This window comes from Nocardioides exalbidus (genome assembly GCF_900105585.1).
Lineage (GTDB): Bacteria > Actinomycetota > Actinomycetes > Propionibacteriales > Nocardioidaceae > Nocardioides > Nocardioides exalbidus.
This window is the reverse complement of record NZ_FNRT01000002.1, coordinates 296,147-310,296: the sequence shown is the minus strand read 5'-3', so window position 1 is coordinate 310,296 and position 14,150 is coordinate 296,147. Positions and strand designations below refer to the sequence as shown.

The following is a 14,150-nucleotide window of genomic DNA, read 5'->3' as shown; positions in this document are numbered from 1 at the left end:
CCCGCCGCCGTGTCCACAGCAGCGGGATTTGCGCCCGTGGCCGGGAGGCGCGGAGTACGGTGAGGAGACCACGATCCGAACGCCCCTTCTGTCCCGAGCGGAAGGGGCGTTCAACTCTCCCGGGCCAGGAACCCCGTCAGCAGGCCGGGCGTGGTCTCGTCGGCGAGGGCCACCGCCACCTCCAGCCGGACGTCGCGCACGAGCACGCGCTCGTCGCCCGCGGCGGTCGTCGCGGTGAGGTCGGCGAGGCCGATCCGGCGCTGCCACCACGACTGCGTGACGACCCAGCCGATGATGCCGTCAGTCTCGAGGGCGGTGCGGATCCGGGCAAGGACGCCGCTGCCCGCGACCAGGTGGTCGCCGGCGAGCCGGTGCCCGAGATGGCGGTACGACGCCTCGCCCGCCGCCGCACCCAGCAGCACCGCCACGACGGCGAGGGCCACGACCCACCAGATCGAGAAGTCGAGGAACCACCACGCGACCGCCGCCACCAGGACGACGTCGAGGGAGTTGCGGACCTGCCTGAACCACGCGCGGCGGTGGGCCTTCGGTCCGTGTGCGACGAGCGGCTCGGTGAGTGGCCCGCTGTGGTCGAGCACGGTCTCGCCGACCCCGATCGCGACGCCGCGGGGACAGGGCGGCAGCACGGTCGTGACACCGTCCTCGACGCCGGTCGCGAGGGTGGCAAGCTCCGCGCCGCCGACCCCGCGCATCAGGACCGGCTCGGTGAGGCGGACACCGCGGACCTTGGCCTCCTCGACCGTGATCGAGCGGCGGGTGAACAGGCCCGAGGTGAGGTGGAGGGAGCCGTGCTCGCGGACGAGCAGGAAGTTCCACCACTGCACGACGTAGCCGCCGACCGAGACGACCAGCCATCCGAGGAGGGCGCCGACCAGGAGCACGACGGCGACGACGGCGAGCGCGAACTGGGTGATCCACTGCCACGCGGAGGTGGCGGTGTCCTCGTTCCAGATCGGCAGGTTGTCGGCGAACTGCGAGAAGAGGCCGACCGCGCCGGCGACGATCACCAGGCGGCCCAGCGAGAACGGGGCGAACCGCAGCCACGACCAGTCGATCCTGGCCAGCACGGTGGGGGCCGGCTCGACGTAGGTCGTCGGCCGGGGCGCACGCTCGGCGGATGCGTCGTCGCCGGCGTCCGGCGCCTCCGCCACGGTGGCCGGCTCAGGTGCCGAGCGGCGGTGCAGCAGGGTCGTACGCAGTGCCTGCGCGTCGGCGACCGCCAGCGCGTCGAGCGTGATGCGGTCGTCGTCGACGCCGGTGCCGACCTGCACCTTCTGCACCCCGAGAACCCGGTGGAGGAGCGAGGCCTCGAGGTCGACGCTGCGCACCCGGTCGAGGGGGGCGGTCGACGTCTGCTTGTTGAGGATGCCCTTGCGGACCTGGATCTGGGTCGAGGTGAGGCGGTAGTGGGTGGTCAGCCACGGCAGCACGCCGAACAGGACCGGACCGACGATCGCGATCGGCAGGATGATCGGCCAGTAGCGCGGGTTCTGGCTGATGCCGACCAGCGCCACGACCACCGGCACGATCGACTGCCCGACCGCCTTGACCGGGTCGAGGAGCAGCTTGCGCGGGCTGAGCCTCGACCAGCCCTCGCCGGGCTCGCCGGGGGCCGCGATCACGTGGCGTCGCCCTCGGTGGACGCGGTGATCGCGGTGAGCTGGGTGACGACCTGCCGGGCGGTGTCGTCGTCGAGGCAGGAGACGGTGATCGGGCCGGCGGCGGAGGCGGTCGTGACGGTGATCGAGGCGAGGCCGAAGAGTCGCATCAGCGCGCCCTGCCGGGAGTCGACGGTCTGCACGCGGCTGATCGGGGCGATCCGGCTCTCGCGACCGATCCAGCCCTCGCGCGTGTGGACGGCGGTGTCGGTGACCTCCCAGCGGTGCACGCGGAAGCGGATGCGCGGCATGAGCAGGACGTGGGCGACCGCCGCGACCGCGAGGAGCAGGACGAGCAGGCCGACCCACCCGGGGACGTCGGGGACCAGGAAGTACGCGACAGCGGCTGCGACGACCACGACGGCGTCCCCGAGCAGGGCGGAGACGGTCCAGAACGGCACCGCCCTGGGCGAGACCTGGTGGGCGGGCTCGCGCAGGATCGCCCTCCGCTCGGCGCTGTCCCCACCGTCGACCGTGCCCCCGTCGTCACTCATGCGGGCGAGTCTTGCAGGTGGGCCCGACGGTGCGGCGGAACGGTGTGGCGCGTGGTGAAGATGTGCAGTTCTGCATGCCCCTGCGCAGACCATCGCCGTTTTGCAAGTTTGTGCACTGCAATTTCCTGACCGTCCGTTCACCTTTCGCAATCCGGTCTAGACCGGAGAGGTTGGAAGAGCCAACCGAATCCAACCGGAAGAAGTGAAGCAATGTTGACGAGCAGGATCAGTCGGATCGCAGCCTCCAGCCTCGGGGTCACCGCCCTGGCGTTTTCGATGGTGCCGGGCGCCAACGCCGCCCGCGCCCAGGAGGACGTGCCGACCTTCCAGGAGTTCAGGGCCGCCACGTTCCAGGACGTAGGGGGTCAGTACGTCGTGAACGGCGACGAGACGATCGCGACCAGCAACGAGCTGCGTGACTACTACGAGCGCATGGTCAACTCGCGCGACACGGACTCGCAGTCCCTCGTGGTCAACACCGTCGGCGGCGCGGACGACCTCTGGTCGGCCAGCCAGGCCGCCAACCTCAGCTACTGCGTCAGCGACGACTTCGGTGCCGACAAGGCCGACATGGTCGCGGCGATGCAGTCCGGCGCGGGCCAGTGGGAAGCCGCCTCGAGCGGCGTGAACTTCACCTACGTCCCGTCCGCGGACGCGAACTGCACGACCTCCAACAGCGCGGTCCTCTTCTCGGTGGAGCCCACCGAGACCACGCAGTACATCGCGCGCGCCTTCTTCCCGAGCAGCCCGTCCTCCCAGCAGAACGTGCTGGTCGACGACTCGATCTGGACCTCGGGCTCCTGGACGCCGAGCAACATCCTCGCCCACGAGCTCGGCCACGTGCTGGGCTTCCGCCACGAGCACACGCGGCCCGAGGCCGGCACCTGCTTCGAGGACAACAACTGGCGTCCGCTGACGCCGTACGACTCCTCCTCGATCATGCACTACCCCCAGTGCAACGGCTCGTCGAGCGACCTGTCGATGACGGACACCGACCGCGAAGGGGTCGCGTCGGTCTACGGCTCCTGACGCGTCACCGACGCATCCGGAGCGAGGGGCTCGGCCAGCCGGCCGGGCCCCTCTTCCTATTTGGTCCCAGTCGGTGCCGCGCCCGTAGACTCCCGGCCCGTGGCTCTCACCATCGGCATCGTCGGTCTCCCCAACGCGGGCAAGTCGACCCTCTTCAACGCACTGACCAAGAACGACGTCCTCGCGGCGAACTACCCGTTCGCGACGATCGAGCCCAACGTCGGGGTCGTGGGCGTACCGGACGAGCGCCTCGCGAGGCTGGCCGAGGTCTTCGAGTCGGCGAAGGTCCTGCCCGCGACGGTCGAGTTCGTCGACATCGCCGGCATCGTCCGCGGCGCCTCCCAGGGTGAGGGCCTCGGCAACAAGTTCCTCGCCCACATCCGCGAGTCCGCGGCGATCTGCCAGGTCACCCGTGTCTTCCGCGACGAGGACGTCACCCACGTCGACGGCGAGGTCAACCCCGCCAACGACATCTCCACCATCCAGACCGAGCTGATCCTCGCCGACCTCGAGACGGTCGAGAAGGCTATCGCGCGGCTGGAGAAGGAGTCGCGCAAGGTCAAGGAGCTCGTCGCCAACCTCGACGCCGCCGTCGCCGCCAAGGACGCGCTGGAGTCCGGCACGCCGGTCATCGCGACCGACATCGACCGTTCGCTGCTGCGCGAGCTGTCGCTGCTGACGGCCAAGCCCTTCATCTACGTCTTCAACTGCGACTCCGACGAGCTCGCCGACGAGGCCCTCAAGGACAAGATGCGCGAGATCGTCGCGCCGGCCGAGGCGATCTTCCTCGACGCGAAGTTCGAGTCGGACCTGTCCGAGATGGACGACGACGACCTCGCGCACGAGATGCTCGCCGAGATGGGCATCACCGAGTCCGGGCTCGACCAGCTCGCCCGCGTCGGCTTCGACACGCTCGGCCTCCAGACCTACCTGACCGCCGGTCCCAAGGAGACGCGGGCCTGGACGATCCGCAAGGGCGCCACCGCTCCCGAGGCCGCCGGTGTCATCCACACCGACTTCCAGAAGGGCTTCATCAAGGCCGAGGTCGTCTCCTTCGACGACCTGATGGCCGCGAGCTCGATGCTGAAGGCGCGCGAGGCCGGCAAGGTCCGCATGGAGGGCAAGGACTACGTGATGGCCGACGGCGACGTGGTGGAGTTCCGCTTCAACGTCTGACGGGAGCAGGTCAGCCCCGCGCCAGCCCCACCGGCGCGAGCTCGGGCCAGCTCCCTCCGGCCCCGAAGGCGCGATCGATGCCGAGCAGCAGGGTCGACAGGGCTGCGTCGCGATCGGCCGGCGACAGCCCACGCAACGGTCCCTCGACGTTGAGAACCGAGAAGCCGTGGACCGCCGACCAGCACGTCACGTCCGCCCCCGCTCGTTCGCGCGCGTCGAGGTAGCCCACCTCCACCAGGTCGTCGAGTGCCTGGTTGAGCATGCCGTAGGGGTCGTCGCCTGCAGGGTCGCCCTTGTCGTCCTTGCCGCCGGGGGCGTCGGGGTAGGCGGTGAAGAGCAGTCGGAACAACCCGCTCTCGGTCATCGCGAACGCGACGTAGCCGACCCCGATCTCCACGAGCCGGCGTCGCGCACGGGTCACCTCGTCGGGGTCGTCGACGGTGTCGAGCCGGTGGTGCACCTCGGCCACGAGCGAGGCGAGCGCGCGCTCCGCGACCGCGTCGACGAGTGCCTCGCGGTCGGCGAAGTGGCGGTACGTCGCTGCGTGCGAGACGCCGACCCGGCGGGCCAGCTCGCGCAGCGAGAGCGCCTCCGGCCCACCGTCACGCACGACGTCCACGCCGGCCTCGACGAGCGCGTCGCGGAGGTTGCCGTGGTGGTAGGGGGTGGCGGACACGCTCCGATCCTAGTCGATGTTGACAGTGGTCACATCGTGGGTGCACGCTGATGTTACCGCCGACAACATCACCCCCTCCTGGAGTCGCCATGAACCGCAAGGCCGCCCTGCTCGCGACCGTCTGCCTGGCCGCGCTGACCATCAACCTCGACACCACGATCGTCAACGTGGCGTTGCCGAGCCTCGCCCGCGAGCTCGACGCTGGCACCCGCGACCTGCTCTGGGTGGTCGACGGCTACAACCTCGCCTTCGCTGCCCTCGTGCTCGCGATGGGCAGCCTCAGCGACCGGTTCGGCCGCCGTCCGGCCCTGGTCGTCGGCCTCGCGGCCTTCGCGACCAGCAGCGGGCTGGCCGCGCTCGTGGACAGCGTGGAGGCACTGATCGCGCTGCGCGTCGTGATGGGCATGAGCGCCGCGCTGATCTTCCCCACGACGCTGTCGGTGATCGCCAACGCGTTCACCGAGCGGCGCGAGCGCGCCACTGCCCTCGGGATCTGGGGTGCCGCGGTCGGCATGGGCGTGGCGCTCGGCCCGATCTCGGGCGGCTTCCTGCTCGAGCACTTCACCTGGCACAGCGTGTTCTGGGCACTCGTGCCCGTCGGGGTGATCGCGATCGCGATGACGCTGGCCTTCGTGCCGGAGTCCCGCGACCCGTCGGTGCCGCCGCTCGACCTGCTCGGCCTGGCGACCTCGGTGGCCGCCCTCGGCAGCCTCACCTGGACGATCATCGAGGCGCCCGAGCACGGCTGGGCGTCGGTCACCACCGTCACCGGGTTCGTGGTCGCAGGTCTGCTCGCGCTGGTCTTCGTCGCGGTCGAGCGTGCGGCAGAGCACCCGATGCTCGACGTCACCCTCTTCCTCGACCGCCGGTTCAGCGCGGCGTGCGCGTCGGTGACGATCGCCTTCTTCGCCCTCTTCGGCTTCATCTTCCTCATCACGCAGTTCTTCCAGTTCCTGCGCGACTACTCCGCGCTCGGCACCGGCGTACGCATCCTGCCCGTCGCGATCTCGATCGCGGTCGCCTCGGTCGCCGGCGGCCAGCTCGCGCCCCGGGTGGGCACCAAGGCGGTCGTCGGCACCGGACTGGCGCTGCTGGGGACGGCCTTCCTGTGGATCTCCACGCTCGACGTCGACGTCTCCTACGCCACGACGATCGTGCCGCAGATGGTGATGATGGGCCTGGCCCTCGGCCTCATCACCACACCGGCGACCGAGTCGATCATGCAGGTGCTGCCGCCCGCGCGTGCCGGCGTGGGATCGGCCGTCAACGACGCGACACGCGAGCTGGGCGGCACGCTTGGGGTCGCGGTGGTCGGCTCGCTCTTCTCCTCGCTGTACGGCGCCAAGCTGGTCGAGCTGCTGCAGGGAAGGCTGGACCCGGCGACGTTGGAGTCGGCCCGGGGTTCGGTCGGCTTCACCGACGCCCTCGCGACGCAGGTGCCCGGCGTCGCGAGGGCGATGGAGGTGGCCTTCATGGACGGGCTCTCGCGCGGGTGCCTGGTGATCGGGCTGATGTGCCTCGCGGGCTCCGTCCTCGCGTGGGCGGTGCTGCCCGGCACCCGCTACGACCCGCTCGGCGAGAGCGAGCTGGCGGTCCGCGAGGTGGTCGGCGGCTGACGCCGGGGCGCGAGGCTCGCTCGTCGGCGGTGCCCGCCCCCCCTCCATCCGGCCGAGCCCACGAACGAGCCGCCCGGCGGGGGCGGCGTACGCCCGGGGTCGAGCTCGTGAACATCCTGCGAACCGCACACCACGGCTGGGCTCGTCTCGTAGGGTCGGGACCACGCACGCCCACCTATGTCCGAGCAGGTCCTCCATGCACCACGTCACGGCATTCGCCCTCGCGGGCACGACCTCGATCGAGGTCGACGGCAGCCTGGACGTCGTGGCGGGCTACGACCTGTGGCGACGCGTGGACGCGGCGCTGCGTCAGGGATCGCGGTTCATCGGGATCGACCTCACGCGGGTGACGTCGGCCAGCCCGGAGGGGGTCGCCGGCCTCGAACGGTGCTGTGGCGCGGCCATCGACGCCCGCGCCGCCCTGACCCTGACCGGGTGCAGCCGGCCCTTCCGCGCCGACCTCGCGGCCCTGGAGTCCGGGAGGACCCGACACCTCACCCGGTGAGCTGGGCGAGGTACTCCGCAACGGTCCGGCGATCAGCGGGCGTCCACGGTCACTGCACGTCAGCGCTTGCGGCCCGTCTTGGGCCCGTGGCCGTTGTTGGTCTTGGGGCCGTGGCCGTTGTTGGTCTTGGGGCCGTGGCCGTTGTTGGTCTTGGGGCCGTGGCCGTTGTTGGTCTTGGGGCCGTGGCCGTTGTTGGTCTTGGGGCCGTGGCCGTTGTTGGTCTTGGGGCCGTGGCCGTTGCCCGGCTTGGGCCCGTTGCCGGGCTTGGGGCCGTGGTGCTTGCCGGGCTTGGGCCCATGTCCGCGGTCACGGGTGTCGGAAGGTGGCGTCGACGGCTCGGCTGTCGGCGTGGGGGAGGTGGGCGTCGGGGTGGCCGACTCCGTGCTGACCGTCGGGGACTCCGCCGGCGCCGGTCGGGTCGGCGTCCAGGGCGTCTCGACCAGCCCGACGGCGTACGCGGCGCCGAGGCCGCCGCTCAGCGCCAGGGCGGTGGCGGTGGCGCCGAGCACGGCCGCTCGTCGCCGGGTGCGTCGCCGCGCGGCCGGCGCTGGTCGCGAAGCCGCGGCCAGGCCCGCGAGGCGCGACGCGAGCTCGTCGCCGGGGTCGGCAGGCGGCCGTGGCGCGCGCAGCAGGCGCGAGACGTCGGCTCGTGATCTGATCCTTCCCACGTGCACAACATGTCACGGACTCGCGGGATCGTTACGCTGCAGGTCCCCGATCAGCCCCACCCGTCATCGTCTCCGGGCCGATGACTTCCGACGAGAAGCGACGACGGTGAGACGCACATCCAGCAACCTGGTCTCGGCGGCACGTGCCGGCGAGGAGTGGGGCTGGCGTGGTCTCTACCGGTTGCACAGTGCGCGCATCACCGCGTTGGTGCGCGTGCTCCCGCGATCGGACTGGGCGTCCTCGCCCGAGGACGTGGTGGCGGAGGCGTGGCTCACCGCGGCGTCGAAGATGCACGAGTTCAGCGGATCGGACGAGGACTTCGGGGGCTGGCTCTTCACCATCGCTCGCAACCACTCCACCAACCAGCACCGCACGGGCGTCCGCCGGCGCACGGACCCGGTCGAGCCGTTGCTCCTCGGTGATCGCGGCGGCGAGGCCGCGAACGCGCCTGCCGCGATGGTCGAGCACGACGAGGCGGTCGCAGAGCTGCTCGGCCACCTCAGCCCGCGGGAGGCCGAGGTCGTGGCGTGCATCGACGTCGCCGGCCTGGACGTCGCCGCGACCGCTCGGGCGCTGGGCATGAAACCGACGGCCGTGCGCGTGGCCCGGCACCGGGCGCTGGGTCGGTTGCGCACGGTCCTCGACGGAGAGGGTGAGGCAGCAGGGTCCGCGGCCGGGCCCGTGGCGACGAACGTCTCGTCGTGAGGAGCGTCGTCGTCAGGTGGCGGTGCTGGTCGTGTCGAGAGCCGGGAAGGTGAGCGTGTCGACGCCACCGGGCGTCGTCCGTCCCAGTCCGAGGCTGCTCAGACGCGAGGCGACGTCCCGAGCGCTCGGCCGGTTGTCCGGATCCAGGGCCGTCGTGCTCGCCAGGAGTGACGGCCACCCTCGCGGCAGCGATGTCGGGATGAGCGGGCCGTGATGCAGCCGCGCCATCGCCGCCTCCGCCGACGCGCCGCTGAAGGTGCGCTCGCCGGTGAGCGCCTCGAGCATCAGCAGGCCCAGCGCGTAGACGTCCACGGCTCCTGTCACGGAGTCACCACGCAGCTGCTCCGGAGCGATGTAGGCCGCGGTGCCGACGACGCGGCCGTCCTCCTCGATCGACGTGTCGCCGATCATGAGGCGAGCCACGCCGAAGTCGGTGAGCCGCGCCTGGCCGGTCGAGGTGACCATCACGTTGCCGGGCTTGACGTCCTGGTGCACGACCCCGGCCGCGTGGGCGTGCGCCAGCCCTGAGGCGATGTGCGTCGCGAGGCGGGCGAGGACCACGGGGTCGAGCGGTCCTCGGGCGAGCACCTGGGAGAGTGGCTGGCCCTCGACGAGCTCGAGGACCAGCCAGGGTGGGGTGTCGTCGAGTCCGGCGTCGTACGGCGTCACGATCGACTCGTGCGACAGCCGGGCCAGCAGGCGCGCCTCGTTGACGAACTGGTCGCGGACGTCGCCGCTCACGTCGCTGACGACCTTCACGGCCACGTCCCGGCCCAGGACGCGGTCGCGCGCGCGGTAGACGCGCGCCATCCCGCCACGGCCGATGAGGTCCATGACGTCGTACCGCCCGCCCAGCACCCGCGGGTGCTCGGCGTTCGTGTGCGTCACCGGTGCGTGCCAGACGGTTCTGACCAGCGTGACATCAGACCTCCCCCACCGTGCTCGTTGGTGCAGGACCGGTCAGAGGAGCAGGAAGGCCAGGACGATGACGACGAGGACGAGCGCGACGATGGCGATGGTGCGTGTGTTCATGGCAGGTGCCTCCGTGGGCAGTGAGATGGGTGAGATGTCCTGGCGGTGCGTGGGACGGCGCCTCACAGGTTGTCGGTCCGGTTCTCGCGCACCGTCTGTGATCCGTCCGGGTGGGTCACGGTCTGCACGGCGCGGGAGCGGCGGCCCGTGTTCCAGGTGACGGCGGTGATCGCGATCAGCACGGCGCCGACCGCGGCCATGATCCAGCCGACCATCGTGAGGTCGATCCCGCTGACCCTCTCGTCGACGGCCAGGGCCAGCACCAGTCCGACGACGAGGAGGAATCCTCCGAACCCGTATCCCATGACAACTCCTTCGCGGCCCGAGGGGCCAGGCAACGGCGCCGCAGCGCCCGAGGTAGTTCCTCGCTGATGTCATGTGACGACGGCACGGCGCCGTTACAGGCCGGGACCGAAACCACCCTCAGGGGCGGGACGGTCGCGCGACGCCACGGAGCCGGCGGAAGTCGTCGTACGCCGTGCCACACTCGCGCGGTGCGACACGCGACGGTCGACCGGGCCATCGCCCGGGTGCTCCTCCTGGGCGGCGTCGCCACGCTGGTCGTCACCACCTCGATCGCCTATCGCTCCCTCGGCGAGCTCACCGGCTACCTCACCGATCCGTTGACGCCCCGGCTCCAGGAGGCGGACGCCACGGGGTTGTGGTCGGCGAACCTGATGCTGCTCCAGGTGCTGCTCCTGGCCCGGTTGCCGTGGCTCGAGCGGGCCTGGGGACGCCAGGTCCTGACCCGGTGGCACCGACACCTCGGCACGTGGTCGGTCTGGCTGATGCTGCTGCACGTGCTGCTGTTCGTGGTGCAGCGCGTCTCCCACGAGCCCGAGCGCACGGGCTCGGCGCTGTACCGGCTGTTCGTCACGGAGCCGTGGATGTGGGCCGCCAGTCTCGGCACCGTGATGGTCCTGCTCGTCGTGGTGTCGTCGATCCTCGAGGTCCGTCGCCGGCTGCGCTACGAGACCTGGCACCTGCTCCACCTCTGGGCCTACGTCGGCATGGCGATGGCGCTGCCGCACCAGCTCGTGGGCCAAGAGCTCGGTCGGGGCTGGACCGGCGTCTACTGGTGGAGCCTCTACCTCGTCGCGCTGGCCGGACTCGTGTGGTTCCGCGTCCTCGTGCCGCTCCACCGGACGTGGCGCTCGGACCTCCGGGTCGATCGGGTCCGCCAGGAGCAGGCGGGCGTCGTGTCGATCGAGATGACCGGCCGGCACCTGGACGAGCTGGGCGCGCAGCCGGGTCAGTTCCTCGTCTGGCGGTTCCTCGCGGGCCGCGCCGGCCTGCGCGGTCACCCGTACTCGCTGTCGTCGGCCCCGTCGGGTGGCAGGCTGCGGGTGACCGTCTCGACGGACGGCGACGGTGGCCGGCACGCGGCCGGGCTGCGGCCCGGGACGAGGGTGGCCGTCGAGGGTCCGTACGGCGCGCTCGGTGACCTGCCGCGTCGCCACCCGCGGCTCCTGCTGCTCGCCGCGGGCGTGGGGATCACCCCGTTCCGGGCACTGGTCGAGGGTGGCAGGTTCGCGCCGGGGGAGGTGACGCTGCTCCACCGCGTCCCGGACGCGCGACACGTCCTCCTCGGGGACGAGCTGGACGAGCTCGCGGCGCAGCGCCGGATGGACATGACGGTCCTGTCCGGCCCCCGGCGTGCACACGGGTCGTGGCTGCCCGAGGGCGTCGACGGCTCCGACCACGAGGTGCTGCTGCGCCTGGTGCCGGACCTGCTCGAGTGCGACGTGGTCGTCTGCGGGCCGTTCGGGTGGTCGGCGGCAGTACGCCGCGCGGCGAGGGCGGCCGGGGTCGCCGACCGGGACGTGCACACCGAGGAGTTCGGCTGGTGAGCCACCCGGGGCCAGGGCGTGGACCACTGTGAGTGTCCGCACAACGGGCCTGCCGGGGGAACACCGGGCAGCCGCAGGCGTTCCACTGTCATGACGACCATCGGACTCATCGGCAGTGGACACATCGGCACGGCGATCGCGCGGCGCGCCATCGAGCAGGGCCACGACGTCGTGCTCAGCAACTCACGCGGACCGGAGACGCTGGCCGACCTGGTGGCGGACCTCGGCGACCGGGCGAGGGCGGCGACGGCGCAGGAGGCGGCCGAGGCCGGCGACCTGGTCGTGGTGACCGTGCCGTTCAAGGCCTACCTCGACGTGCCGGTCGAGCCCCTCGCGGGCAAGGTGGTCATCGACACCAACAACTACTACTTCGAGCGCGACGGTCACTACCCCGAGCTCGACGAGGGTCGTACGACGGTGAGCGAGATGCTGGCCGAGCACCTGCCGACCTCGAAGGTCGTGAAGGCGTTCAATGCGATCCAGGCCGCGCACATCGTGACCGAGGGTCGCCCCTCCGGTGCGGCCGACCGGCGCGCCCTCGCGATCGCGGGCGACGACGCGGACGCCAAGCAGGTCGTCACCGACCTGATCGACTCCTTCGGCTTCGACGTCGTCGACGCCGGTCCGCTGGCCGAGGGCAAGCGCTTCGAGCGGGACAAGCCGGCGTACGGCGCCGAGCTCGACGCCGAGGGCATGCGCGCGGCCGTGGCCGCGGGCTGACACCCTCCACCGTGACGCGACCAGCTCCCCGCCGAGTGCGGCAAGGATGACGACCATGGACCGCCTGACCCCGCAGAAGCTCGAGCTCCACGGGCACGAGCTGTCGTACGTCGACAGCGGCACCGGCCCGGTGGTGCTGTTCATCCACGGCATCCTGGGGTCGCAGCGGCAGTGGTCACGCCTGGTGGACCGCATCGACGACGACCACCGTGTCGTCGTGCCGGACCTGTTCGGGCACGGTGACTCGGCGAAGCCGACGGGTGACTACTCGCTGAGCTCGCACGCGGCGACCCTGCGTGACCTCCTCGACCGCCTCGGCATCGAGCGGGTCACGCTCGTCGGGCACTCGCTGGGTGGTGGCATCGCGATGCAGTTCCACTACCTGTTCCCCGATCGCGTGGAGTGCCTCGTGCTGGTCTCGAGCGGCGGTCTCGGGCGAGAGGTGAACCTCGTCCTGCGCTCGGCGACGTTGCCGGGCGCCGCGCAGGTGCTCAGCGTCATCGCCTCCGCCCCCGTCCTGGAGCGGGTCGAGGCCGTCGGACGCGGTGCGCAGAGGATCGGCTGGCGCCCGGGCGCCGACGTCGGCGCGATCTGGCGCGGGTTCACCTCCCTCGGCGACCGCGAGTCACGCCGGGCCTTCCTGGCCACCACGCGCGCCGTGATCGACTTCGGCGGCCAGAGCATCAGCGCGCACGACCACCTCGCGGACGTCGCTCCGCCGCCCACCCTGGTCGTGTGGGGCTCGAAGGACCGGATGATCCCCGCCTGGCACGCGCTCAGCGTGCAGCAGGCCGTGCCCGGCTGTCGCGTCGAGCTCTTCGAGGGTGCCGGGCACTTCCCGCACCTCGACGACCCCGACCGGTTCGCTGCCGTGCTGAAGGACTTCATCCCCGAGGGCTGACCTCGGAGGCAGCTGCACGTGCCACGACCGCGATCGTCACGGCGTGGACTGCGGGCTCTGACCTAGCGACGCCCGGAGGACCGCCACTCGTCCTCGAGCATCGCGAAGACGAGCTGGGTCGCCCAGGCGCCCTTGAAGTGGACGTTGTCGACGAGCCGGGCCTCCTGCCGGAAGCCGAGTCGACCCAGCAGCCGGGCCGAGGCGTCGTTCTCCGCGATGCAGACCGCGGTGATCCGGTGGAAGCCGAGCCCGTCGAAGCCGAGGCGGAGCATCGCGGTGGCGGCCTCGGCGGCGTACCCCTGCCCCTGTCCGTCGCGGGCGAGGGCGAACCCCAGCTCGCCCTGACGGTCCGAGGCCCACTTGAGCAGGACCTCGCCGATGACCCGTCCGGTGTCGCGGACCTCGACGGCGAGCACCAGCCACTGTCCGTGGGCGACGAGCTCGGTCTGGGTGAGCTTGACCCGCAGCGTCTCCTCGGTGGCCGCTCGGTCGCGCACCGGCCACGGCACGAAGCGCACGACCTCGGGGTCACCGTGGAAGCGGACGAGGTCGTCGAGGTCCGACATCCGGTGCGCCCGGAGGAGGAGGCGTGCGGTCTCGAGCGGCAGGCGGAGGGGCAGCGGGGGAGACGGCTGGGGAGGCACGGTCACAACGAGAAGTGTCCCGGCGCGAGGCTGCGGAGCACGCAGAACTCGTTGCCCTCCGGGTCGGCCAGCACGACCCACGACTCGTCACCGGTCTGTCCGACGTCGGCCTGCGTCGCGCCGAGGGCCAGCAGCCGATCGACCTCCTCGTCGCGGGAGCGGTCGACGGGGGAGAGGTCGAAGTGGATCCGGTTCTTGGTGACCTTGTCCTCGGGCACCTTCGCGAGGAACAGCGTCGGGGCCACCGGCCCGGACCGCACGGCGTCGAGGAGCGCCTGGTCGCTCACCCGCTCGGGTCCGATCTCGACGAGACCCTCCGCCTCGCGATCGATCACGACCCAGTCGAGCGCGGCGGTCCAGAACTCCGCCAGCAGGTCGGGGTCGTGGCAGTCGATCGAGAGCTCGGTGAGTCGGGAGGCCATGCCCCGATCAAAGCACTGTGCCGTCGGAGTCT

General features: G+C 71.4%; 17 protein-coding genes. 8 read left to right on the top strand and 9 right to left on the bottom strand.

All coding sequences use genetic code 11. From position 1 onward, the window contains the following. Window positions 1–110 precede the first annotated feature (110 nt). Together BLV76_RS01890 and BLV76_RS01885 are read right to left on the bottom strand one after the other, a co-directional pair. Window positions 111–1,643, bottom strand: a complete 1,533-nt coding sequence (locus tag BLV76_RS01890; RefSeq protein WP_175539532.1) for a PH domain-containing protein — start codon at window positions 1,641–1,643, stop codon at window positions 111–113. Next, window positions 1,640–2,173, bottom strand: a complete 534-nt coding sequence (locus BLV76_RS01885; RefSeq protein WP_090972198.1) for a PH domain-containing protein — start codon at window positions 2,171–2,173, stop codon at window positions 1,640–1,642. The genes BLV76_RS01890 and BLV76_RS01885 overlap by 4 nt, the downstream gene beginning before the upstream one ends. A 210-nt stretch (window positions 2,174–2,383) precedes the next feature. Between BLV76_RS01885 and BLV76_RS01880 the strand changes: the two genes are divergently transcribed. Both BLV76_RS01880 and ychF read left to right on the top strand, forming a co-directional pair. Continuing rightward, window positions 2,384–3,202 carry a M57 family metalloprotease gene (locus BLV76_RS01880; RefSeq protein ID WP_139306438.1) on the top strand — a complete coding sequence of 273 codons (819 nt, stop codon included), beginning with the start codon at window positions 2,384–2,386 and terminating at the stop codon, window positions 3,200–3,202. 99 nt (window positions 3,203–3,301) lie between these two features. Beyond that, window positions 3,302–4,378 carry a redox-regulated ATPase YchF gene (gene ychF, locus BLV76_RS01875; protein WP_090967607.1) on the top strand — a complete coding sequence of 359 codons (1,077 nt, stop codon included), beginning with the start codon at window positions 3,302–3,304 and terminating at the stop codon, window positions 4,376–4,378. A gap of 10 nt (window positions 4,379–4,388) precedes the next feature. Here ychF and BLV76_RS01870 read toward each other — a convergent pair whose 3' ends face one another. Next, entirely contained in the window at window positions 4,389–5,054 is a 666-nt protein-coding gene (locus tag BLV76_RS01870; protein WP_090967606.1) for a TetR/AcrR family transcriptional regulator, read from the bottom strand. Window positions 5,055–5,143: 89 nt separating this feature from the next. On the opposite strand from BLV76_RS01870, the gene BLV76_RS01865 reads away from it, so the two are divergent. Beyond that, window positions 5,144–6,670, top strand: a complete 1,527-nt coding sequence (locus BLV76_RS01865) for an MFS transporter (RefSeq protein ID WP_090967605.1) — start codon at window positions 5,144–5,146, stop codon at window positions 6,668–6,670. Between the two features lie 196 nt (window positions 6,671–6,866). Next, window positions 6,867–7,175 carry an STAS domain-containing protein gene (locus tag BLV76_RS01860; RefSeq protein ID WP_090967604.1) on the top strand — a complete coding sequence of 103 codons (309 nt, stop codon included), beginning with the start codon at window positions 6,867–6,869 and terminating at the stop codon, window positions 7,173–7,175. 59 nt (window positions 7,176–7,234) lie between these two features. Here the strand turns inward: BLV76_RS01860 and BLV76_RS22370 are convergent, their stop codons facing one another. Next, complete coding sequence (locus tag BLV76_RS22370; protein WP_175539531.1) at window positions 7,235–7,843, bottom strand: hypothetical protein; 609 nt, start codon at window positions 7,841–7,843, stop codon at window positions 7,235–7,237. A gap of 106 nt (window positions 7,844–7,949) precedes the next feature. Between BLV76_RS22370 and BLV76_RS22365 the strand changes: the two genes are divergently transcribed. Next, window positions 7,950–8,549, top strand: a complete 600-nt coding sequence (locus BLV76_RS22365; RefSeq protein ID WP_175539530.1) for an RNA polymerase sigma factor — start codon at window positions 7,950–7,952, stop codon at window positions 8,547–8,549. 12 nt (window positions 8,550–8,561) lie between these two features. Here the strand turns inward: BLV76_RS22365 and BLV76_RS01850 are convergent, their stop codons facing one another. From BLV76_RS01850 to BLV76_RS01845, 3 genes are all read right to left on the bottom strand, one after another. Further along, window positions 8,562–9,437, bottom strand: coding sequence for a serine/threonine-protein kinase (locus tag BLV76_RS01850; protein WP_090967602.1), 876 nt, complete (start codon window positions 9,435–9,437; stop codon window positions 8,562–8,564). A 72-nt stretch (window positions 9,438–9,509) separates the two neighbouring features. After that, entirely contained in the window at window positions 9,510–9,647 is a 138-nt protein-coding gene (locus tag BLV76_RS22360) for a hypothetical protein (protein ID WP_175539529.1), read from the bottom strand. After that, complete coding sequence (locus BLV76_RS01845; RefSeq protein WP_090967601.1) at window positions 9,644–9,886, bottom strand: DUF6458 family protein; 243 nt, start codon at window positions 9,884–9,886, stop codon at window positions 9,644–9,646. Before BLV76_RS01845 ends, BLV76_RS22360 begins: the two co-directional genes overlap by 4 nt. 189 nt (window positions 9,887–10,075) lie before the next feature. On the opposite strand from BLV76_RS01845, the gene BLV76_RS01840 reads away from it, so the two are divergent. The 3 genes from BLV76_RS01840 (at window position 10,076) to BLV76_RS01830 (ending at window position 13,052) form a co-directional block, all read left to right on the top strand. Next, window positions 10,076–11,431 (top strand): ferric reductase-like transmembrane domain-containing protein, encoded by a 1,356-nt coding sequence (locus tag BLV76_RS01840; protein ID WP_175539528.1) that lies wholly within the window; start codon window positions 10,076–10,078, stop codon window positions 11,429–11,431. Window positions 11,432–11,521: 90 nt separating this feature from the next. Then, entirely contained in the window at window positions 11,522–12,151 is a 630-nt protein-coding gene (locus BLV76_RS01835; RefSeq protein WP_090967599.1) for an NADPH-dependent F420 reductase, read from the top strand. Between the two features lie 55 nt (window positions 12,152–12,206). Continuing rightward, window positions 12,207–13,052, top strand: a complete 846-nt coding sequence (locus tag BLV76_RS01830) for an alpha/beta fold hydrolase (protein ID WP_090967598.1) — start codon at window positions 12,207–12,209, stop codon at window positions 13,050–13,052. 62 nt (window positions 13,053–13,114) lie between these two features. On the opposite strand, the gene BLV76_RS01825 is transcribed toward BLV76_RS01830, so the two are convergent. Further along, window positions 13,115–13,702, bottom strand: a complete 588-nt coding sequence (locus tag BLV76_RS01825; RefSeq protein WP_245734499.1) for a GNAT family N-acetyltransferase — start codon at window positions 13,700–13,702, stop codon at window positions 13,115–13,117. Next, complete coding sequence (locus BLV76_RS01820; protein WP_090967597.1) at window positions 13,699–14,118, bottom strand: VOC family protein; 420 nt, start codon at window positions 14,116–14,118, stop codon at window positions 13,699–13,701. Before BLV76_RS01820 ends, BLV76_RS01825 begins: the two co-directional genes overlap by 4 nt. Window positions 14,119–14,150 lie beyond the last annotated feature (32 nt).